The following is a 22678-nucleotide window of genomic DNA, read 5'->3' as shown; positions in this document are numbered from 1 at the left end:
ATCCGCTCCATGGCCACGCCGTGCTCGGCAAACCAGGCGATCAGCGCATCGGGCTCGCTCAGTACCTTTGCTTCACGCACGATGCGGCCATCTGCATCCACCACGCACACACTTGAATATTCCAACGAGACATCGATTCCGGCATACTGCTTCATGGTCGTCTCTCCGTGATGCTATGGAGCAGGCCACTCCTGACTCCGCGAAACCATCATTGTGAGGGACGACCACCAGCCTTTCAAACCTCGCTGGCCGAGCTCCGCCCGTTACACCATCTAGATCAGCGCCCTGGCAGTCGTCAGCACGGCGATGGAAGCCCGCAGAAGATCGCCCGTGTGACCCTCAGGGTCGCGATCGTAAGTTTCACCGGTCAGGGCCAGGCGGAGCCCGTAGGCCGCGACCAGGATATAGGGGACCAGGATCATCGAGCTCGTCAACTCAAGCGCCAGATGGAAAGCGTATTCTGCAAAACAGCGTCAACACGAGAAAGATCTGGACGACGGCGTTGGTAAGCTACAGGGCCATCGAAGGAACGCCGCTCTTGTTTTCGTGAGAAAGAAAGCGCGGCATGGTGTCGTTTCCGCCGCGAGGAGCACCCACGAGAGATATGCCCCAGCGACCGAAATCAGCAGGCCGATGCTGACGAAGACGGCGCCCCACGGGCCAACCACGGCCTGCAGCACGCCCGCCATCGAAGGATTGCAAAGGGCGGCGAGATCAGGGCGCAACAGCACGCCGTAGGACAGGATCGTGACCAGCACGAGCAGGCAGAGGACGCCGAGGAAGCCGAACATCGTGGCGACGCCGACATCCGACCGATTGCGGGCGTAGCGCGAGTAGACGCGCCGACGCTGTATGCGGAATTCGGATAACGGAGATCGTTGAAGTCCGGTACAGCCTAGCCCCTCTCGGACGGTCATCGCATCAGGCTGGGCCCTTGGTCGGCATGGCCGAGCTTCACCGTCGATTGCCGTCGGCAACTCGCGCTCGCCAAACGAGGCGAAAACGGTCGAGGCGTTGGCAAAGACTGGAGAGTTCAGAAAGAAAAGGCCCGGAAGCCCCGGGCCTGCTAAGATCTAGTGCCAGGTCTGGTTTCCGTACCACTCATCGATGTCGCGGCGAACTCGGTCGCGTTCGATGCCGTAGCGCTCCTGGATCTTGCCCTCCAGTTGTTCGCGCTTACCGGCGATCTGATCAAGGTCGTCATTCGTAAGCTTGCCCCACTGCTCCTTGACCTTGCCTTTCATCTGCTTCCAGTTTCCTTCAACGCGATTCCAATCCATTGTATTTCCTCCTGTTGTGGATGAGGAAGTAACGGGCTTCACCGCCAAGTGTTCCCGAAGCGTCGATGAGGCAACCGGTAAGGATCAGTGCAGGCATGGGCGGGCCGTTGGTCTGCGCGTTGAGCGATCTACGGCTTCGGCCAACTTGTTGCAACGAAGATAACCTGGCCGCTCCACCACGCCGCACTCAACGGCCATGCCGGCAAAATGAGGTTTCGGGATGCCGTCAAGTTGAACTGGTGCCACAAGGCATTCTTGTCATATCGGGTCACAGACGCGAGTTCCCGCTCAGCGAGCTTATCTTGGATGATCCCTGCCCTTGCTATCCGGGCGACGTACTGCCTTTCGGCCGGGAGTGCCGGTTTTCGACAAGGCGCGAAAGCAAATTCCGCTTTCTCTTGCGCTGGAGAAGATCAATATCACTGACAAGCTTTGCGCCGCCCTCCCGCCGTTCCAATGTAATTTTGCGGCTGTGGAAGGCTTCCAGCTCAGCTCGATGCGCTACGCTTATGATCGTGATCTGCGGCAATTCATGGATGATCATCTCCATCATCTTGTCCTGGCTTTTCTCATCGAGTGCCGACGTTGCCTCATCCAGCACGATCGTATCCGGACTGTGTAGCAGGAGGCGCGCAAATGCGAGCCTCTGTTTTTCACCACCCGACAGCGTCTGGTCCCATGGCGCCTCTTCCTCGATCCTGTCGTTCAGATAGTCGAGTCCCACCTTGTCGAGAGCCGCTTTGATCTTATCGAGCGGCCAGCTATCGGCGGCGCCGGGATAGGCAACCGCCCGGCGAAGCGTCCCGGAGGGGATGTAAGGCCGCTGCGGCAACATGAACAGTCGTCTGTCGCTACGAAAATTGACGCTGCCGTCACCCCACGGCCAAAGGCCTGCGATGGCCCGCACCAGCGTGCTCTTGCCCGAACCGGACTCTCCGGCCACGAGGACCCGCTCGCCTGGTTCGACCGTGACCTGGGTCTCCTTGACGACGGCGGTACCGTCGTCAAGCGACACCGAGAGGTCATTGAGGCTGAGCATCGCATCGCCTTCAGTTTCACCGTGCTGGATGCGTCCCAAGGCGTCGCTCTGTTCGGCGCGCTCCAACCCGTCGAGCGACATCATCAGCGAAGCGACGCGCCGTGCACAGGCGTGCCAATCGGCAAGACGCGGATAATTGTCGACCAGCCATCCAAACGCGCTCTGAACGATGGCGAAGGCAGAGGCAGCCTGCATCACCTGTCCAAGCGTCATGCTGCCTTCGAGATACTTTGGAGCGCAAAGGAGAAGGGGAACGACTGGCGCAAGCAGGCTCGACCCCTGGGACACGAGCGTTGTGCGCATGTGTTGGCGTGCAAGGAGCGCCCACTGGCGGAGGACATTGGTAAACGTCTTGTCGAGATCGTTACGCTCCTCCTCCTCGCCGCCCAGCAAGGCAATACTTTCGCCATTTTCCCGCACGTGCGTCAGCGTGTAGCGAAATTCGGCTTCCGCCTGATTCTTGACCTCGGAAACGTGGACGAAATGGCGACCGATGACGGCCATCGAGCTGGACGTGATAGCCGCATAGAGAACCGCGGTAATGACAAGGAAACCAGGAACAGTGACGGTCGACCCTGCAATTGTCAGGGTCAAGGCCCCGCCGATCGTCCAGAGCACCACGATGAAAGTCGAGGCCGACAGAAATGCGGAAACGACACCAGCGATGAAGTCGACGGGTGACTCGGTCGCAATTCGCAAATCCTCGGAAATGCGGGCTTCCGGGTTCTTGTGGTCACCGCCGATGAGATTCAACTGATAGTAACGGCCGTTGGCGAGCCAGCGCCCGATGAGCGCGGTCGTTAGCCAGGAACGCCAGCGGCGCTGGATCAGCATACGGAGGGATACTTGTGTTACGACAAGAGCGACGCTTCCGAGCGCGAGGGGCAGGAACACGGCGCTGAGGAAATATACGGTATGGGCATTGCGTTGCTCAATTGCGTCAAAGATTGCGCGATTCCAGATATTGATTCCATACTGGAAGCCGACATTCGTGACGATTAAGGCGTGCAGCCCAATTGAGCACGGCCACGCGAGCCATTCCCCGCCGCGGCCCCAGTAACCGCGCGCGCTGATCCAGAAGCGCGTCAGCAAATATCTCTTGCGCGCCCGCTCGGCCTCCTCGGGCGTCAGCTCTGGGTCGGGTTCAACGACTTCTGGGGGCAGCGCGCCCTCGTCAGTCGATGCCTTCTCTTGGCGCGATCTCTCGGCACTGTACTGCTCGGAGCCGTCGACCGATTTCTGATCGAATTCAGCGTCTGACATACGCGCGACAACGGCTTAAAAATCAAAAGGTTTCATGATGCCAATCTCGAGCAGGGAAGAAGCTGAAGGTGCTGCCCGCCGCGAGCGCTTGTGTGTCGGGATGAAGGCCGGCGACGGTGGTGGATCTCGGTGAGGGAACCAATAGAGAGGTCGCTCGCTTGACCTGGAGGAACAGCGATTTTCTTCCTGCCTCTCGTTTCGCAACTTTCAATTTCCAAGTGCCCCGCGTGTGCTGGCGGGCTTTTGGGGGACAGGACAATGGGAACAAAGTCCGCGACCGAGAGTTCCCTATATGCACGCGCGCCTGCCCTGCGACCGCGACAGCAGGGCTCTTTTTCTCGCGTTGACCGCGTCGTGGCAAGCGCAGTGATCGTCTCCGCGCATTCGGTGAGCCCGAGCTCGCATAGGGCGAAATCAGCCACGATTTCGTGTTATGCACGCAAGACAGCTTACACAGCTGGCGCTACTTCCTGCTCAACGATCTCGAAGGCCTCGTTCTTGGCAAGATGGCTGATGAAGCCCTGGATGATGTGCAGCGCCGAGCCGGCATGTGCGGGCTTTGGCCGGCCAGAGGGCTGGATCAGATAGAGCGTACGCACGAGCGGCGGATTGACTATGCGCCGGGCGATCAGCGTGCCCGCCTCCACTTCGCGCGCCACGGTGCCATAGGGCAGCACGGCGCAGGCGTTGCCTTCGAGGATCAGACCCTTGATCGCATCCATGGATTCGATCTGGTAGGCAACCTTCAGCGGAAGGTGGAAGAATTCCATCGCATGTCTCAAGAGATTGATGATTTGGCCCTTCTCGGTCGGAATGACAAAGGTCGCTTTGGCAAGCTCGATCAAGTTGATCGGTCCATCCTGACCGAACTCGGATTTTCGGCCAGTGATGAAGAAGACGGATTCCCGGAGGACGGCCGTTTGCTTGATACCCTTGCGCGGCTCGACATTGAAAGCGAGTGCGAAATCGAGATCGCCGCGGGCGACGCGCTCGCCGAGCAGGTGGCTCATCTCCTCGACGATCTGGACCTTGGCGGACCAGTTCTGACGGCCGAACTCCTGTGCCAGCGGACCGGCGAGCAGCGCCGAGAGGCTGGAGGTGAGACCGATCGAGATGTGCTCTTCCTGTGCTGGGTCAAACTGCTTGATCGTACGGCGGATGGTGGCCAGTCGATCGAGGATTTCCTTGGCCTCTTCGAGGAAATACTGGCCGGCCGGCGTCGTCGTCGTGCCGCGCGGGCCGCGCTCCAGCAACTGCACGCCGAGCTCCTGCTCCAGTGCGTTGATCTGTGCGCCGAGCGCCGGCTGTACGATGTTCAGCGCGGCGGCGGCCTGCGTGATGCTGCCGATTTCGCAGACGCTGACAAAGGATTCGATTTGGCGAATTCGCAAGGGGCCATCTCCTCCACGGCCATGGGCTGACAACCGCAAGACGCTTCCGGTCTCGGGCTCTGGTCTTCCACGTTCCGTGAAGGTCGCCATCCCCTGGTATCCGGGCGCGATTCCGGCGGCAAGCTTTCAGTCTGGCAGGAAAGCCGCGGCTTGCAAATCACTAAATCGCCAGCCGCAGATCGCGTGGCTTCAGTGTCCGGCCCTCGTCGCCCAGTAATCCCAGGCGCGGGCGAGCACCGGCGGTTCGAGGTTCTTCGCGCCAGAAAGCGCGATTTCACCCGCCGTCAGCGGCGTCACGCCGCCGAAGGGCAGCGATCGCAGCAGCACATCACCGTTGCGGCAGAGCTGGATCGTGCGCATGGCGAGCTCGCGCAACGTACCGCCGACGACGACTGCGCCGTGACCGCGCAGGAAGACGGCATTGCTGTTTGCGAGCGCCCAGGCAAGCGATGCTGCCTGATCGGCGGTGGAAACCAGCATGTCGGTATCGCCGAATTCCGCCTGGCTGTCCCAGAGAGCGACGTCGGTACCGATCGTCGCGCCGAGATGTGTCACTGGTTTCCAGACGATATCGGCGACACAGAAGGGCATGATCGCCGGCGAGTGGAAATGCGCGACGGCCTTGACGTCCGGCCGCGCTTTGTAGATGCCGCCATGGATGACGCGTTCGATATAGCCACGTCGCTCGTCGTCGCCGAGAAGCTTCGAGTCGAGATCGTAGCGCTGCAGATCCTCGACCACGACCAGCTCGGGGCTGCGCGAGCGGGAGATGAAGTATTCGCCGTCGGCCTGCGGCGAGCGAAGGCTGACATGGCCGAAGGCATCGAGCACGTCCTCGCGGGCGAGGATGTGATTGGCGGTGACGAGTTCGGCGAGATCGCTGGCAAGTTCGCTCATGGCAGCCTCAGACGACAAACTTGGTCATGATGCCCGCCGGGAAGATCTCGTCCGGCGTCATCAGGCGGCTCGCGATGCCCTGCTGGTGGGTATAGAGCAGCATCTGCTCGAAAGTCTTGCGGTTCTTCTCGATACCGAACGGGAACGGATCGCTGCCGAAGATGTCGCGCATGCGCCGCGCATAGGTCGGCAGCCAGGCAAGCGGATAGCGCGAGACCGCCGGATCGAAGAGCCGTTCCAGGCTGCGGCGCTTGGATTCCTCGAAGGCGTTGTAGAGATTGCGGGCGATCCAGGGGCTCTCGTCGAGAAGATGCTTCTTCATGGCGATGATGTGCATGATCGGCCAGACGCCGCTCTCCTGGTAATAATCCTCCTCGATCTCCAGGAAATTCGGGAAGAGGCGTTCGACGCGCGGGTCCTCTTCGAGGAAGCAGGTCGGCGGGCGGGCGATGATGGCACAGTCGATCTCGCCGGAGGCCAGCATCTCCGACAGCGACTTGTCGGCGACGCGCGTCAGCGTTACGCCTTCCGGCAAGGCAAGATCGACCTTCTCCTCGCGGCCCGGCGCATTGGCGCCGGCCTGATACCAGTGGACGTCCTGCAGCTTGACGCCGCCTTCGTTATGCATCCAGCCGCGCATGTAGACGGCCGCCGAATGAGCCCATTCCGGCGAGCCGACGCGCTTGCCCTTAAGGTCGGCCACGCTTTTGATGTTGCTCGCCTTGTTGACGTAGAACGAGCTGAAGCGGAAGAGCCGCGAACAGATGACCGGCAGGCCGATGATGTCGCTGTCGGGCCGGCTCACCTGCGCCATGAACTTGGCGAAGGAAAGCTCGCTGACGTCCCACTCGCGATTGAAGGTGAAGCGGGCGAAGATCTCGTGATGGCTTAGCATTGACCAGGTGAGGTCGATGCCTTCGGGCACCACTGTCCCGAGCCGCAGATCGCGGAAATGGTCATAGTCGGTCGTGGCGATAGAAAGCTGCTTGCGGCTCATGGCATTGTCCTGGGATATGGCACTGGAAACAGGCGCTGGCATTCAGCGCAGGATAACGTTGACTTTCGCGGGCTTGATATTGACGAGGATCCGCCCGCCGATCGGCGTCCTGACGCTCGGATGGACGCGCGCCAGAAGCTTCGCCTTGCCGACATTGACGATGTAGTCGACGCATTCGCCGAGGAAGACCTTGCTGTCGACGATGCCGTCGAGGACATTGCCCGAAAGGCTCTCGCCCTTGTCCGGTTCGACGAGATGGATGTTCTCCGGGCGCACGGCGACCGTCAGATTGTCCTTGAGGTCAAGCGCCTCTTCGGCGCTGACATCGATCTTGCCGGCCGGCGTCTCGACGGCCCAGCTGCCGGTCTCCTGGCCGCGACCGAGCACCTTGCCCTCAAGGAAGTTGCTGGAGCCGATGAAGTCGGCGACGAAGCGGGCGGCGGGCGCCTCGTAGATTTCGCGCGGCGTGCCGAGCTGGACGACCTTGCCGGCATTCATCACCGCGATCTGGTGCGACAGCGCCAAAGCCTCCTGCTGATCATGCGTGACGTAGAGCGTTGTCAGGTTAAGTTCGCGCTGCAGCCGCTTCAGCTCGAAGCGCATCATCTCGCGCAGCTTGGCGTCGAGGTTCGACAGCGGCTCGTCGAGAAGCAGCAGGCGCGGCTCCATGATGAGGGCGCGGGCGAGCGCCAGGCGCTGCTGCTGACCGCCGGAAAGCCTGGTCGCTTCGCGGCCGGCGTAGTCGCCAAGAGCGACGGCGTTCAGCACGCGTTCGACTTTCTCCTCGATCTGCTTCTTGGAGAATTTCGTCTTGCCGACGTGCAATGGGAAGGCGGCGTTCTCGAAGACGCTCATATGCGGCCAGATAGCGTAGCTCTGGAAGACCATGCCGAAATTGCGATGGTTGGGCGCCATGAAGATGCCCTTGCCGGCGGCGAAGACCGGCTTGCCATCGACGGTGATCGCGCCCTTGACGGGACGTTCGAGGCCCGCGATCGAACGCAGGGTCGTGGTCTTGCCGCAGCCCGAGGGACCGAGCAGCGTAAAGAGCTTGCCCTGCGGCACCTCGAAGGACACGTCCTGGGCAGCCTTGACGACCTTGCCCTTGCCATCCGCATATTCCGTGCTCAGACCCTGCACACTCAGCATGGTATTCTCCTCACATTCCCTGCCGGTCGGATCATCGATCCGATAATTTCTATCAGGCCGGCGCTGGCGCCCTGCCCGTTCATTTTACTGTCGCATTGAAGGTATCGCGCCACTTGGCGAGCTGATCCAGCATCTTCGCCCCGTCGACGACCTGGACGTTCAGGCCTTCCGGCAGCGGCACCAGCTTAACATTCGTGGGCGTGAAGCCGCGATCGGCGAGAATCTTCTGGCCGTCGGTCAGCGTGAATTCCTGGAAGAGCAGCGCGGCGGCGGGATGCGTCGCCGTCTTGGCAACACCGAGGCCGTTGACACGGGCGACGGAGGGACCGAGCTTCAGCTTCTGGATCGGCGCGCCGTCCTTGTTCATCTGGTCGACCTTGTAGAGGTAATTCGTCAGCGACACCGGCACTTCGCCGGAGACGACAAGGTTGGTCAGCAGCGTATGACCCTTGCGGAGCGAAATGCCGTTGGTCTTGGCAAGCTTCTGGAAGAAGTCTAGACCCTGCTGCTCGCTCGGGAAGCTCTGGTCGATCGTCGCCAGCCAGTCATAGGCTTCGGCTTCGAGACCGATCTTGCCGGACCACTTGGGATCGAGCAGATCATCCCAGCCCTTCGGCACGTCGGCGTCGGAAACGAGCTGCGTGTTGTAGGAGGCAGTGATGATGTTCAGGCGGCTGCCGACCCACTCCTTGTGGGCAGGGACGGCCTGCGGGAAGATATCGGCCAGGGTGGCCGAATTGACCGGCTCGAAAACCTTCTCGCGATGCAGGGCCTCGAGTTCCGGCCCGTTCGTCTCAATGATGTCGGCATCATAGCGACCGGCCTTGATCTCGGTGACGGCACGGCGCAGCACGTCCTCCGAGCTGCCGCGCCAGGTGGTGACCTTGATACCGTATTTGGCGGTGAAGGCATCGGTGATGGCGGCGACGTCCTCGACCGGCGTTGCCGTATAGAGCGTCAGCTCGCCTTCCGCCTTGGCCGCCTCCGCTAGCTTCTCCAAGCGGTCGGGGCCGTTGTAATTGGCGAGGTCAGCAAGGCTCGACTGCGCATAAGCAGAGCCTGTGGCAACGGCTCCCAGCAGCGCCATTCCGCCAAGCAAGCGGATGGCCGAAGTCATTTTAAACGATCGCAACATTTTCTCCTCCCGAGTATTCGGTTTGATCGCCGATGGAATTACTTGAACGTCTTTTCGAATTCGCCGCGCCAATCGCCCAGGTTATCAAGGGCGGCACCCGGATTGATCACCTTGACCTGCATGCCTTCAGGCAGCGGCGCGATCTTGATATTGGTCGGCGTAAACTGTCTCTCCGCCAGGATCTTCTGTCCTTCAGTGAGGGTGAAATCCTGATACAGGATCGCGGCATTTGGATGGGGCGCTGTCCGCGCCACGCCGAGGCCATTGATGCGGGCAATAGCCGGGCCGATCATGAACCGCTTGATCGGAGCACCGTCCTTTTCCATTTGCGCGACCTTGTAGAGATAGACCGTCAGGCCGAGCGGCACCTCGCTGGAAACAACGAGATTGGTCAGCAGGGGATGGCCGTTGTAGAGTCCCGGATGATCGGTCTGCGATAGCTTGCGGAAGAATTCCATCCCCTTTTCTTTGGACGGAAAGGTTCCGGCGGCCGTCGCGAGCCAGTCATAGGCAACGGCCTCGACGCCGAGCTTGCCGGCCCATTTCGGATCAAGCAGTTCCTCCCATGTCTTCGGAAGGTCCGCTTCGCTGACTGCATTCGTGTTGTAGGCCGCGGTGATGATGTTCAGCCGGCTGCCGATCCATTCGTGATGAGGCGGCACGGCATCCGGAAAGATGTCCGCAAAGAGCGGCGACCGGATCGGTTGCAGTAGCTTTTCACGATGAAGCGCCTCGAGTTCCGGTCCGTTCGTCTCGATAACATCAACATCATGACGTCTGGCCTTCAACTCGCCGACGGCACGCCGCAGGACGTCTTCGGAACTGCCACGCCACAAGGTCACCGGTATGCCGTACTTGGCTTCGAATGCCTTGGTAATGACGGTCACGTCCTCGACGGGGGTGACGGTGTAGAGCGTTAGAGCGCCCTCCTGCTTTGCGGCGGCGACCAGCTTGTCCATCCGATCAGCGCCGGTATAGCCGGCGATCTGGTCGATGCTGGACTGGGCGTGGGCCCCAGTGGCCAAGGCGGCGGCAGCAATGGTTCCCAATAGCATCCCACAGCGCCAGAGCCGCTGCACATTCTTCATGAATTCAGGCATTTTCTCCTCCCATGCCAATCCTCGAGGCTTCTCCTCAAGCCTCCTTGACGCCGAAGCGTTTGCCGACCCACTGGGCCAGCATGACGATCGTGAACAACACCAGGATCATCATCACGCCGAAGGCCGAGAGTTCGACATACTGGCCGTTCTGCCAGAGCTCCCAGATCACCACCGAGACCACCTCAGAGCCGGGGCTGTAGAGAAGGACCGAGCTCGACAGTTCACGGATCGAGACGACTACGATGTAGATCCAGCCCGCCACCAGGCCTGGCTTCAGGAGCGGTAGGACGATGCGCCAGAAGCTCTGGCCCCAGGAGGCACCGCTCATGGCGGCGGATTCCTCAAGATCCTTGTGGATCTGCAGCATCGACGTCGTGTTGTAGCGAATGCCGTAGGGCATGAAGCGGGTGAGATAGGCGATCAGGATGATCCAGGTCGTGCCGTACACGCCGATATCCAGATAAAGATAGAAAATCATAATCGACAGGCCGAGCACGAGACCGGGGAAGACCATCGGCAGCGAGGCAAGGTTGTCGAGCAGCCAGCGGCCCGGCAGCTTGGTGCGAATGACGATCCATGAGATCACCGCTGTCAACAGCATCAGGCCGGTCGCCGCGCTGAAGGCAAGGATCGCACTGTTCCAGACCGCCTGGCCGACAGCCGGATAGTTGATGACGGTCACATAGGCATTCAAGGAAAGCCGGTGCATCGCGCTCCAGGAGGGCACGCTGTAATATTTGTTCAGGGACGACCAGAGAAGCACCAGGAACGGCAGGATAATCACCAGCACCATGTAGACGACGATCAGGACGGCGGCAGGAACGCGCCACGGGCCAAGATCGAACGGCCGCGGGCGAAAACCCTTTCCGGTGACTGTTGAATATTTGCTGCCCTTGGTCGACAGCCGCGACTGGAAATAAATGCCGAAGGAGGCAATCACCAGAAGAAGGATCGCATAGGACGAAGCGAGGCCGACATTGCTCGGATATTCGCGGATCGCGTCATAAATCGACGAGGTGAAGACCTCGATGCCGACGGGAGTGCCGAGCAGCGCAGGGACCTCGAAGGATTCGATCGAGCGCGTGAACATGATGAAGAAGGCTGCGACCAGCGCCGGCCAGACAAGCCTCAGCGTGATCCGGAAGAGGATCTGCCAGATCGAAGCACCGGACATCAGCGCCGATTCCTCGAGCGAAGGGTCCATGGCGCGGAAGGCCGCCGACATCAGCAGGAAGGCGACCGGCGAATAATGCAGGCCCTCGACCCAGATCATCCCGCCCATCGAGTAGATGTTGAAAACCGGCCCGGCGATGCCGAAGGTATTTTTCAGGATGAGATTGAAGAGGCCGATCTGCGGGCTCGCCATCATGATCCAGGAGACGGTGAAGAGGATCGACGGGATGACGAGCGGCACGATCGAAGCCGCATAGAAGAGCATCTTGAAGGGTGTGTTCGTTCGCTCGTTCAGCCACGCGAAGAGCGTGCCGATCGTCAGCGACAGACAGGCCGTGCCGGTCGCGAAAATCACCGAATTGCGGAACAGCGGCAGGATGCGGCTATCGCTGAAGGCCTTTGTGTAATTATCGAGGGTGAAGACGGCAGGCACATCGCCTGCCGCCGGGGTCATGAAGCTCTGCCAGATCAGAAAGACGAGCGGCACGAGGGCGAGCCACGCGACGGCGAGGATCACGGCCGCGATGACCAGCCATTTCGCGTTGATCCTCGCAAGGGGTCCATGGTTTTGCGCCATCTTGGTGTAAGTACTTTCCTGCAATGACATGAAGGCCTCCCAACCGACGTCTTTCCTCCGGGTCCGTCAGGACCCGGCCGGTACAGCGAGGTTATCCTTATGATAACCGGCAATGCGCTGATAGTTTGTGGAGAGCTGCTCGAGATCTTCACGGCTAATGACGTCGTCAATATGATCGAACGGCTTGTCCTCGGTGCGCAAGAAGACTTCGCGCAGGATCGCATCCGGCGGATTGGCGCGGTTTGTCAGCACGACCTTGGCGGTTGCCGGGCGGCGGATCGCCTCATAGGAATGCATGGCCTTGATCGGATCGCCTTCACGGACGAGCGCGTCGGTCAGCGCGCGGCAATCGAGGATCGCCTGGGCCGAGCCATTCGCGCCGCGCGGATACATCGGATGGGCGGCATCGCCGAGCAACGTCAGGCGACCGAAGGTCCACTGGTCCAGCGGGTCCTGGTCGACCATTGGATATTCGAGGATCGCATCGGCGGCCTTGAACATCGCCGGGCAATCGAGCCAGTCGAATTTCCAGTCCTTGACGACGTCGAAGAAGTCTTCGAGGCGACCCGGCTTGTTCCAGTCGCGCTGAGACTTGTACTTGTCGGTTTCGATGTCGACGACCCAGTTGATGAGCTGATTGCCTTCGGCGTCGATATCGTCGCGGATCGGGTAGATCAGCACCTTGGCGGTGTTGAGCCAGCCGACGCGCACCATGCTGGCGCCGGTCAGGAACGGCTTCCAGCGCGTGACGCCGCGCCACATGTTGATGCCGGAATAGCGCGGCGGACCTTCGTTCGGATAGAGCTGCTTGCGGATCCTGGAGTGGATTCCCTCGGCGCTGACGACCATTTCGGCCTTGACGGACGGCCGGGCCGAACCGTCGCGCGGATCGACGAAATGCAGGGTCACGCCGCTGTCGTCCTGGTCGAAGCCGGTGCAGGACCAGCCGGTCATCAGGCGGTCAGCGCCGATGCGCTGCTTGAAGGCCTCGACGAGGACCATGTGCAGGTCGCCGCGATGGATGGAGAATTGCGGCCATTCGTAGCCGGCATGCCGACCCGTCGATTCGGTGAAGATATGCTGGCCGTGGCGGTTGTAGAAACCGGACTCGCGGGTCGTGATGGCGACCTTCGCAAGCTCTTCCTCGAGGCCGAGCTGGCACAGTTCGCGGGAGGCATGCGGCAGAAGATTGATGCCGACGCCGAGCGCCTTCAGCTCGGGCGCGGCCTCGTAAACACGGGATGGGATCCCTTTTTCGTGCAGCATCAGAGCAAGCGCCAGCCCCCCGATCCCACCACCAACAATCGTGACTTCCATAGTCAACTCCAAATGTCCTGGCCGGGAAACCCGGCAAAGTTCGAGTAGGGCATCGTCCAACAGGATTGAAAAATGCCGATGTCGCTTCAGATGAAGGCTGCAGGCAATGGAAACCCGTTCGCCGAAGCAACGCTTCGACAGCGGCAGTTATTCCAGATTTTGCCGATCATCCTCCGATAGGCACCGGTTGCTCTTTCATCGCCCGAACCACTCGCGCGTCCTCACTCGAAAGAACCATCCGATGTTGGAAGGACCCTAGAAACAAAATTGACATTCATCAAATAGATAGATTTTTTGAGGTCATAGCGAAAACAGATGACTGAGGCCCCTCACCGTGAAGCACTCAAGTGCGGCTGGCCTGCCCCTTGCTATAGGGCACGTGGCTTCGATCCCGTCGCTCGCACTATCATGCCCGAGGGCACCGACTTCCGGCAGCAACGTCCATTGGCCTTTATCATCTCTTGCGAATGTGCTTGTATGCGCGCGCCAGAAGGACCGCGGTTGGGGCTGCGCATAGTTGTAAGCTAGTCTTGTGGGAGTATGGCAATGGTTTACGATTGGGATGGCACGAGAGCTCGACGTCTCAAATTGTTCAGGGCAGGAACGGCGTACATGATCGCGATTGCGGTCGTCGGAATACCGCTTCTTTTCTTCGCAGCAAAGCTGCACAACCTCTACGGCTGAATTGGCAAGTTCGTTGCCCGGTATAAGCAGGCGTGACCCAATGGCCGCGCCTGCTAGTGAGGACTGATTTAGCCGAGCTTTGCAGCGATCTTGGCGACGTGAGCGCCCTGATACTTGGCTGCCTCAAGCTCGATCGCGGAAGGCTGGCGGGATCCGTCGCCATCAGTAATGGTGGATGCGCCGTAGGGCGAACCGCCCTTGATTTCATCAACGCCCATCTGGCCCTGGAAGGCATAGGGAAGACCGGCAACGACCATGCCCTGGTGCAGGAAAGTGGGGATGAAGCCGAGGATGGTGGATTCCTGGCCGCCGTGCTGCGTGGCCGAGGACGTGAACACAGAGCCCACCTTTCCGACCAGCTTGCCGGTGAACCAGAGGCCGCCCGTCTGATCCCAGAAATTGCGCATCTGCGAAGCAACGGTTCCGAAGCGCGTACCCGCACCGACGATGATCGCGTCGTAATCGGCAAGTTCGTCGACCGTGGCGATCGGGGCAGACTGGTCCATCTTGTAGTGCGACGCCTTGGCAACCTCGGTAGGAACCAGTTCCGGAACGCGCTTGACGGTGACGTCCGCGCCGGCCGACTTTGCGCCTTCGGCGACGGCATATGCCATGGTTTCGATGTGGCCGTAAGCCGAGTAGTAGAGCACGAGTACCTTAGCCATTTATCTAACTCCATCAATTGCGTTTGAATTCGTGAACGTGCGGAGTTGTAGCAGCGGTGTGTGTCGAACATAGCCCCGTAGGGCAGAACGCACTGTTCAATGGTCATAGACGAAAACTTGCTTGCAGCCATTTCGCAAGTTGGCGGCAGCGACACGGTTTGCAAGACTGGAGAAGGGCACTACCTATGTGGGAACGCAAATGCTCGGAAATTTCCAATGACCAATGAGACGATTGTCACCGCCGCCATGCTTGCCATTGGCGACGAACTGTTATCCGGCCGCACCAAGGACAAGAATATCGGTCACCTGGCTGACATGCTGACGCTTTCCGGCATCGACCTCAAGGAAGTGCGCATCGTCGGCGACGAGGAGAATGCGATCGTCGAGGCACTCAACGCGCTGCGCACAAAATACGATTACATCTTCACCTCGGGAGGTATCGGACCGACCCATGACGACATCACCGCCGATGCCGTATCCGCAGCGTTCGGGGTGCCTTGCGAATACGATGCTGATGCAATGAACCTGCTCGGCGAGATGTACGCGCGCCGCGGGCTTGAGTTTACGGAAGCCCGAAAGAGAATGGCTCGCATGCCCAAACGGGCGCGCCATATCCCCAACCCGGTCTCGACCGCACCCGGGTTCGTGATCGGCAACGTTCATGTCATGGCTGGCGTGCCGCAGGTCTTCCAGGCCATGGTCGACGCGGTCATCCCGACATTGCGGACCGGCACGCGAGTGCTCTCGCTCGGTATCTCCTGCCCTTACGGGGAAGGCGACATCGGCACACCGCTTGCTGCCATCCAGAAAGCTCATCCGGAGACGAGCATCGGCTCCTATCCCCGCTATATTGGCCAGGCGTTCTCAACGGAAATCGTCGTCCGCGGACGCTCACAGGATGCGGTCGATGCAGCGGGAGATGATGTGCGCGCTATGATCGAGTCCATCCGCCAATCAAAGGAGGTGGCTGAAAACCGCTCGGCAGAGGCGTAGCATGGAGGAGATCCCGGCTCGCCGTTGATATGCATCAAAGAACCGGCGCCCTCGCCGGCGCATTCTCGTTGAAAATTAGTCGATTTCATCCGCCTAAGGAGAATTGCCGATGTCCTACAAAACCATACTTGCCATTCTCGATACCGTCGATAACGCCACCGCCGTGGCCGATTTTGCGTTTGCCATTGCCGCACAGACCAATGCCTACGTTATCGGACTTCATGCAGAGACCGTCGCGGTCGTGCCGCTCGTAGCACCGATGGAGATACCCGACCCGGTCGCCGTGCAGGCACTGCAGGACATGGCGCGTGCCCAAACGCTCGAAATCGAACGCATCTTCCGCAAGAAGGCGCAGGCTGAAGGTATTTCCCATGAATGGCGCAGCTTCGCCTCATCCACCGGCTACGGCTCGGCGCCGTTGATCGAAAGTGCCCGAAGCGCCGACTTGCTCATCGCCTCGCAGGCCGATCCGGTGAAGCCGTCCGACAGTCACGTAGACATCGACAACTATCTCTTCGAAAGCGGTCGCCCGGTTTTGATGATTCCTTTTGTGATGCGCCAGCCGAAACCGATCAAGCGTGTCCTCGTCGCATGGAACGGCTCAAGGGAGGCCGCGCGTGCGGCGTTCGATGCCTTGCCCATCCTGAGGGCCGCCGACGAAGTCGAGATTTTCTCCGTCGATCCAGTCGACAATGCACTCCAGTCTGCGGCCGTCGCAGGCGCCGACATCGCTGCGGCTCTTTCCCGTCACGGCGTCAAGGTAACTTTGGCAACAGCGCAAAGCGTTGATAAGTCCGCGTCGGCCGTCATCGAAAATCGCCTCTCCGACAGCAGCATCGACCTGCTCGTCATGGGCGCTTACACTCATTCGCGTCTCTGGCAGTTGATCTTCGGCGGCACCACGAGAACGCTGCTGCAGTCGATGACGGCCTTGACGCTGCTGTCGCGATAGGAATCGTGAAAGGCTTGCGTTTTGCCCACGGAATCCGTTAATTGCGGCGACCGATGACGAGCTCCGGCTTCGGTCCTCCTCTCGCGCAGTCTGGGCTGGGCGATTTGCGTTTGGCCGATCGCGGAATGCCTTGTCCGGCCGCCGACAAACGGCGTGTCATCATTCATGCCGCGGAGCAAACCCATGTCTCTTCCCGATAAAGCCTTTCCCGTTTCCTGGGACCAGTTCCACCGCGACGCGCGGGCGCTCGCTTGGCGTCTCGCTGGGCTCAAGCGCGATTTCAAGGCGATCGTCTGCATCACGCGCGGCGGTCTCGTACCCGCAGCAATCATCTCGCGCGAACTCAACATCCGGCTGATCGAAACTGTCTGCGTCGCCTCCTACCACGACTACGTGAACCAGGGCGAAATGATGCTCCTGAAGGGCATTGCGCCAGAGCTGACCGCTGACCAAGGCGAATCCGTCCTTGTCATCGACGATCTTACCGATACGGGCAAGACCGCCTCCGAAGTTCGTTCGATCCTTCCCAAAGCACACTTCGCCTGCGTTTATGCGAAGCCCCAGGGAGTGCCGACGATCGATACCTTCGTTACGGAAGTCAGCCAGGACACCTGGATCTACTTCCCGTGGGACATGGGGTTCACCTATCAGGAACCGATCTCCAAGGCCGGCCGCGGCTGAGCGCCATCCACGGCGCAACCCAACAGATTGGCGACAATTTCAGATTGTACAAATCTTTGTTTAACTAACCCATCGGATTCCGCTATCGCGTCGCCCGCGCTGACCTTATCCTTCAAAGCAATTCCCACGCGGCAACGGTGTCGCGTTGCGGACTTGCATTAGAGGTAAAGTCGCGGGGCGCGACCTTTGGAATGAACATGACGCGTTGGGGCTATGTCGAGATAGCGGCGGCTTTCGGTTTGTGTCTCTGTCTCTCGCCTTTGACCGCTTCGGCGGAGCCGGCCTATGTGTCGGTCGTGCGGAAATATGTCGAGACAACAGTCAAGCCGATGGTGAATGTCGCGATCGTCAGGAAGGCGATCGAAGCTCAGAATACCAAATTCAGCAAAATCAGCGACATGGACATCCAGGTGCTGGATAACACCTATCGGTCCGAAGTTCTGGCCGGCGGTTGGCAGATGGTGAGGCAACTGCTCAACAAACCGGTGTCGCGATACCTCAAATCCAAGCAGGATGATTCGCAGGGCGCCATCGTTGAATTCTTCGTGACCGATCGCCACGGACTAAATGTCGGCCAGGGCACGATAACCAGCGACTATTGGCAGGGCGACGAAGACAAGTTCCTGAAAACATTCGGAAGACAGTCCGACGACATATTCATCGATCGCGCCGAGCGCGACGAGCAGACACAATTGCTAGAAACGCAGGCAAGTTTCGTCATCAAGGATGAAAACGGACAGCCTATAGGCATCGCAACAGTGACGATTGCGATCGACGCATTGTGATTGAATTTAGCGTCAACGAATCGGCTGCCGCATTTGGCCGGCAAAAGCTGCAACCAAATCAACACGGTCGCAACTTTTCTTAGATTTTTTACGCTCCGGGACGACGAAAGCTCGCAACCCATTGAATTTCTTGGACGACTTTCTTTTCCCCATTCTCCACAGCCCGATCCACAATATGTTGTGGTGAACGCTTCATTAAAAACAACCTCTTGACGGAATCGCCCGATTCAAACTTAATAGGTTCCGATGTTGCGACGGCAGTTGGACCGGAATTAACGAGGCCGGTTCCCTCCAAAAATCGAGCGTAGAATCAGGGTGTTGTGTCCATGAAGGGCGACCGCCATGAGGGGTTTCGTGCGCGATTTTTATCTTCCGAAAAAGTGACATCCGGGGCTGGCGATAATAAGCTGTTAATACTATATTTAGTGTTTGCAGCCACGATCACTACAAGATACGGGAGAAGCATCTCCGGATGACACTCCTGTGAAAATACGGAAACGAGAACTGGCTGCGCTCCTCACGGCGCCGCCGGAGGTGGAAACTTGCGCCTTGGTCGACGGGGACGGGGCGCGCAAGCTAGAGGTTAGAGAAATGCGCATAGAACGCCGTTTCACGAAGGCAGGACAAAGCGCTTACGCGGACATCGAATTCCGCAAGGCGACGAGCGAGATCAAGAACCCAGACGGGTCGATCGTATTCCGCCTCGAGAACATCGACGTTCCGGCGCAGTTCTCCCAGGTCGCCGCCGACATCCTGGCGCAGAAGTATTTCCGCAAGGCCGGCGTTCCCGCCAAGCTGAAGAAGGTCGAGGAAAACGAGGTTCCTTCCTTCCTGTGGCGTTCGGTTGCCGATGACGCTGCCTTGAAGGATGTTGCGAAGGACCAGCAGTACGGTTCCGAAACCGACGCGCGCCAGGTCTTCGACCGTCTTGCCGGCACCTGGACCTACTGGGGCTGGAAGGGCGGCTACTTCTCGTCCGAGGAAGACGCCCTCGCCTTCAAGGACGAACTTGCCTACATGCTTGCCACCCAGCGTGTTGCCCCGAATTCCCCGCAGTGGTTCAACACCGGCATGCACTGGGCCTATGGCATCGACGGCCCCGGCCAGGGCCACTTCTATGTCGACCCCTTTACCGGCAAGCTGACGAAGTCGAAGTCGGCCTACGAACATCCGCAGCCGCACGCCTGCTTCATCCAGTCCGTTGAAGACGATCTTGTCAACGAAGGCGGCATCATGGACCTGTGGGTCCGCGAAGCCCGCCTCTTCAAGTACGGCTCCGGCACCGGCTCCAATTTCTCCTACCTGCGTGGCGAAGGCGAAAAGCTGTCCGGCGGCGGCCGTTCTTCCGGCCTGATGAGCTTCCTGAAGATCGGCGATCGGGCTGCCGGCGCAATCAAGTCGGGCGGCACGACGCGCCGTGCGGCCAAGATGGTGGTCGTCGACATCGATCACCCTGATATCGAGGAGTATATCAACTGGAAGGTGAAGGAAGAGCAGAAGGTTGCTGCTCTCGTCACCGGTTCCAAAGTTGTCGCCAAGCACCTCAAGGCAATCATGAAGGCTTGCGTCAACTGCGAAGCCGACAATGGCGACTGCTTCGACCCGAACAAGAACCCTGCCCTGAAGCGCGAAATCCGCGCTGCCAAGAAGGACCAGGTTCCTGAGAATTACATCGGTCGCGTCATCCAGTTTGCCCGCCAGGGCTACAAGGACATGGAATTCAAGACCTACGACACGGACTGGGATAGCGAAGCTTACCTGACCGTATCCGGCCAGAACTCCAACAACTCCGTCTCGATCAAGGACGACTTCCTGCACGCAGTTGAAAACGACGGCGACTGGGAACTGAAGGCCCGCAAGGACGGCAAGGTCATGAAGACCTTGAAGGCGCGCGACCTGTGGGAATCGATCTCCTACGCCGCATGGGCCTCGGCCGATCCGGGCCTGCACTTCAACACGACGATGAACGACTGGCACACCAGCCCGGCCGCCGGCCCGATCCGCGCATCCAACCCGTGCTCGGAATACATGTTCCTCGATGACACGGCCTGCAACCTTGCCTCGCTGAACCTCATGCAGTTCAAGGATGCCGCCACCAAGCGCATCAACATATCAGACTACGAGCATGCGGTTCGCCTGTGGAGCGTTGTTCTCGAAATCTCCGTGATGATGGCGCAGTTCCCGTCGAAGCGGATTGCCGAGCTCTCTTACGAATATCGCACGATCGGCCTCGGCTACGCCAACATCGGCGGCCTGCTGATGTCTTCCGGCATTCCCTATGACAGCGACGAAGCCCGTGCCATTGCCGGCTCCCTGACCGCGATCATGACCGGCATTTCCTACGCCACCTCGGCTGAGATCGCCTCCGAGCTCGGACCGTTCCCGATGTTCGCGCCGAACCGCGAAAACATGCTGCGCGTCATCCGCAACCATCGCCGCGCCGCTTACGGCGAGACGTCTGGCTATGAAGGCCTGTCGATCAACCCGGTCGCGCTCGTCCACTCCGAGAACCCCGACCAGGATCTGGCGGCTCATGCCAAGAGCGCCTGGGACAAGGCTCTCGAACTCGGCGAAAAGCACGGCTACCGCAACGCCCAGGCAACCGTCATCGCGCCGACCGGCACGATCGGCCTCGTCATGGATTGCGACACAACCGGTATCGAGCCTGACTTCGCACTGGTGAAATTCAAGAAGCTCGCCGGCGGCGGCTACTTCAAGATCATCAACCGCGCCGTTCCGGAAGCCCTGCGCACGCTCGGCTACTCCGAGAGCCAGATCGCCGAGATCGAAGCCTACGCTGTCGGCCACGGCAATCTGAACCAGGCGCCGGCCATCAACCCCTCGACGCTGAAGGCCAAGGGCTTCACCGACGATAAGGTGGAAGCCGTCAACGCCGCGCTGAAGTCGGCCTTCGACATCAAGTTCGTCTTCAACCAGTGGACGCTCGGCGCCGACTTCATGAAGACGACGCTGAAGGTTTCCGACGAACAGCTTGCCGACATGAGCTTCAACCTGCTCGAGTACCTCGGCTTTGCCAAGAAGGACATCGAAGCTGCCAACGTTCACGTCTGCGGCGCGATGACGCTGGAAGGCGCACCGTTCCTGAAGAACGAACACCTCGCCGTCTTCGATTGCGCCAACCCTTGCGGCAAGATCGGCAAGCGTTACCTCTCGGTCGACAGCCACATCCGCATGATGGCTGCTGCCCAGCCGTTCATCTCGGGTGCGATCTCCAAGACGATCAACATGCCGAACGACGCGACGGTCGACGATTGCAAGAGCGCCTACATGCTCTCATGGAAGCTCGGCCTGAAGGCAAACGCTCTCTACCGCGATGGCTCCAAGCTGTCGCAGCCGCTGAACGCCTCGCTGATCGAAGACGAAAGCGATGAGGACGCACTGGACGATCTGCTGCAGCAGCCGGTCGCCGCCCAGGCCGTCACCATCACCGAGAAGATCATCGAGCGTGTCGTCGAACGCGTCACCCGCGAGCGGGAGAAGCTCCCGAACCGCCGCCAGGGTTACACCCAGAAGGCCGCCGTCGGCGGACACAAGGTGTACCTGCGCACCGGCGAATTCGGCGACGGCCGTCTCGGCGAGATCTTCATCGACATGCACAAGGAAGGTGCGGCCTTCCGTGCGATGATGAACAACTTCGCGATCGCCATCTCGCTCGGCCTGCAATACGGCGTGCCGCTCGAAGAGTATGTGGAGGCCTTCACCTTCACCAAGTTCGAACCGGCCGGCATCGTCATCGGCAACGACGCGATCAAGAACGCCACGTCGATCCTCGACTACGTGTTCCGCGAACTCGCCGTCTCCTACCTCGGCCGCCACGATCTGGCGCATGTCGATACGTCCGACTTCTCCAACACGGCGCTCGGCAAGGGGATCCAGGAAGGCAAGACGAACCTCGTCTCAACCGGTTGGACCCGCGGCTACAAGCCGACCCTGGTAACGGGCAACGAGCGTCAGGCAGGCGGGGAGCCGAAGGGTGCCGCGACGGCAGCCCCGGCGCGCGCTTCCTCCGGCGCCACGGTGACCTCCTTTGCGGGTGCTGCCGCCCGCAAGATCGAGCCGACGCTTGCCGTCTCCTCCTCTGAAATCGTCGCCTTCAAGCGCGACTACGAGGAGCGGGCAAAGGAACTGGCCGAAGAGATCGCCGAGGAAGTGGCCGAGGAGATCGCAACCGAGACCCAGCAGCAGGCAACCGCCCTCTTCTCCGACAAGGCCGCCGCCGACGCGGCATCGGCCAAGACGGAGGCCAAGAAGGTCGAAGCCGAACGCCGCGCCCGCTCCATCATGCAGGGCTACACGGGCAACATGTGCTCCGAATGCCAGAACTTCACGATGGTCCGCAACGGCACCTGCGAGAAGTGCGACACCTGCGGCGCGACGAGCGGCTGCAGCTGATAACCGGCAATTCCGGCGGTTGGTGATGATGATAGCTTTCACCCCTCACCCGCCGGAACGTTGTCCGACCCAGGTCGGGAACTTGACGCGAAGACAAAAGTCAAAGAGCGGCCCTTGGCCGCTCTTCTGCTGTGATCAACGGCAACCTCGGCAAGTGACCGCCGGCGAAAGCGCCTTCTTCCCACGC

At 60.1% G+C, this 22678-nt stretch carries 17 protein-coding genes and 2 pseudogenes; 6 read left to right on the top strand and 13 right to left on the bottom strand.

What is annotated here, in order from left to right; all coding sequences use genetic code 11:
• From RHIBUN_RS37320 to RHIBUN_RS0113870, 12 genes and pseudogenes are all read right to left on the bottom strand, one after another.
• Positions 1 to 155 (bottom strand): annotated as a pseudogene (locus RHIBUN_RS37320) (IS110 family transposase); the annotation flags it as partial.
• Positions 156 to 353: 198 nt separating this feature from the next.
• Positions 354 to 839 (bottom strand): annotated as a pseudogene (locus RHIBUN_RS33440) (amino acid permease); the annotation flags it as partial.
• Between the two features lie 234 nt (positions 840 to 1073).
• On the bottom strand, positions 1074 to 1280 hold the full coding sequence (locus RHIBUN_RS0113915) for a CsbD family protein (RefSeq protein WP_018856970.1): 207 nt from the start codon (positions 1278 to 1280) through the stop codon (positions 1074 to 1076).
• A gap of 322 nt (positions 1281 to 1602) precedes the next feature.
• On the bottom strand, positions 1603 to 3582 hold the full coding sequence (locus tag RHIBUN_RS0113910; protein WP_025660004.1) for an ABC transporter ATP-binding protein/permease: 1980 nt from the start codon (positions 3580 to 3582) through the stop codon (positions 1603 to 1605).
• Between the two features lie 449 nt (positions 3583 to 4031).
• Positions 4032 to 4973: a LysR family transcriptional regulator gene (locus RHIBUN_RS0113905; protein ID WP_025660003.1), complete on the bottom strand. Its 942-nt coding sequence runs from the start codon at positions 4971 to 4973 to the stop codon at positions 4032 to 4034.
• A 189-nt stretch (positions 4974 to 5162) separates the two neighbouring features.
• Positions 5163 to 5870, bottom strand: a complete 708-nt coding sequence (locus RHIBUN_RS0113900; protein ID WP_025660002.1) for a class II aldolase/adducin family protein — start codon at positions 5868 to 5870, stop codon at positions 5163 to 5165.
• Positions 5871 to 5877: 7 nt separating this feature from the next.
• Positions 5878 to 6867: an ABC transporter substrate-binding protein gene (locus tag RHIBUN_RS0113895; RefSeq protein WP_025660001.1), complete on the bottom strand. Its 990-nt coding sequence runs from the start codon at positions 6865 to 6867 to the stop codon at positions 5878 to 5880.
• A 42-nt stretch (positions 6868 to 6909) separates the two neighbouring features.
• The gene (locus RHIBUN_RS0113890) at positions 6910 to 8016 is read right to left on the bottom strand and encodes an ABC transporter ATP-binding protein (protein ID WP_025660000.1); all 1107 of its coding nucleotides are present in this window, start codon (positions 8014 to 8016) and stop codon (positions 6910 to 6912) included.
• A 79-nt stretch (positions 8017 to 8095) separates the two neighbouring features.
• Entirely contained in the window at positions 8096 to 9151 is a 1056-nt protein-coding gene (locus RHIBUN_RS0113885) for an extracellular solute-binding protein (protein ID WP_245271663.1), read from the bottom strand.
• A gap of 38 nt (positions 9152 to 9189) precedes the next feature.
• The gene (locus RHIBUN_RS0113880; protein ID WP_025659998.1) at positions 9190 to 10251 is read right to left on the bottom strand and encodes an ABC transporter substrate-binding protein; all 1062 of its coding nucleotides are present in this window, start codon (positions 10249 to 10251) and stop codon (positions 9190 to 9192) included.
• 34 nt (positions 10252 to 10285) lie between these two features.
• Positions 10286 to 12031 (bottom strand): iron ABC transporter permease, encoded by a 1746-nt coding sequence (locus RHIBUN_RS0113875; RefSeq protein ID WP_025659997.1) that lies wholly within the window; start codon positions 12029 to 12031, stop codon positions 10286 to 10288.
• A gap of 36 nt (positions 12032 to 12067) precedes the next feature.
• The gene (locus RHIBUN_RS0113870) at positions 12068 to 13318 is read right to left on the bottom strand and encodes a flavin-dependent oxidoreductase (protein ID WP_037215894.1); all 1251 of its coding nucleotides are present in this window, start codon (positions 13316 to 13318) and stop codon (positions 12068 to 12070) included.
• Positions 13319 to 13864: 546 nt separating this feature from the next.
• Between RHIBUN_RS0113870 and RHIBUN_RS36835 the strand changes: the two genes are divergently transcribed.
• Positions 13865 to 14002, top strand: coding sequence for a hypothetical protein (locus RHIBUN_RS36835; protein WP_198021148.1), 138 nt, complete (start codon positions 13865 to 13867; stop codon positions 14000 to 14002).
• A 68-nt stretch (positions 14003 to 14070) separates the two neighbouring features.
• Here the strand turns inward: RHIBUN_RS36835 and wrbA are convergent, their stop codons facing one another.
• Positions 14071 to 14667 carry an NAD(P)H:quinone oxidoreductase type IV gene (wrbA, locus tag RHIBUN_RS0113855; protein WP_025659995.1) on the bottom strand — a complete coding sequence of 199 codons (597 nt, stop codon included), beginning with the start codon at positions 14665 to 14667 and terminating at the stop codon, positions 14071 to 14073.
• 216 nt (positions 14668 to 14883) lie between these two features.
• Here wrbA and RHIBUN_RS0113850 point away from each other — a divergent pair, with 216 nt between their 5' ends.
• The 5 genes from RHIBUN_RS0113850 (at position 14884) to RHIBUN_RS0113830 (ending at position 22491) form a co-directional block, all read left to right on the top strand.
• Positions 14884 to 15660, top strand: a complete 777-nt coding sequence (locus RHIBUN_RS0113850; protein ID WP_025659994.1) for a competence/damage-inducible protein A — start codon at positions 14884 to 14886, stop codon at positions 15658 to 15660.
• Between the two features lie 109 nt (positions 15661 to 15769).
• Positions 15770 to 16612 (top strand): universal stress protein, encoded by an 843-nt coding sequence (locus tag RHIBUN_RS0113845; RefSeq protein WP_025659993.1) that lies wholly within the window; start codon positions 15770 to 15772, stop codon positions 16610 to 16612.
• 183 nt (positions 16613 to 16795) lie between these two features.
• Complete coding sequence (gene gpt / locus RHIBUN_RS0113840) at positions 16796 to 17293, top strand: xanthine phosphoribosyltransferase (protein ID WP_025659992.1); 498 nt, start codon at positions 16796 to 16798, stop codon at positions 17291 to 17293.
• Between the two features lie 197 nt (positions 17294 to 17490).
• Positions 17491 to 18078: a hypothetical protein gene (locus RHIBUN_RS0113835; RefSeq protein ID WP_025659991.1), complete on the top strand. Its 588-nt coding sequence runs from the start codon at positions 17491 to 17493 to the stop codon at positions 18076 to 18078.
• A 591-nt stretch (positions 18079 to 18669) separates the two neighbouring features.
• On the top strand, positions 18670 to 22491 hold the full coding sequence (locus RHIBUN_RS0113830) for a vitamin B12-dependent ribonucleotide reductase (RefSeq protein ID WP_025659990.1): 3822 nt from the start codon (positions 18670 to 18672) through the stop codon (positions 22489 to 22491).
• The last annotated feature ends 187 nt before the right edge of the window (positions 22492 to 22678 follow it).

The organism is Rhizobium sp. IBUN (assembly GCF_000510625.1).
In the GTDB taxonomy this organism is placed as follows: domain Bacteria; phylum Pseudomonadota; class Alphaproteobacteria; order Rhizobiales; family Rhizobiaceae; genus Rhizobium; species Rhizobium altiplani.
This window is presented reverse-complemented; position numbering and strand designations above follow the sequence as displayed.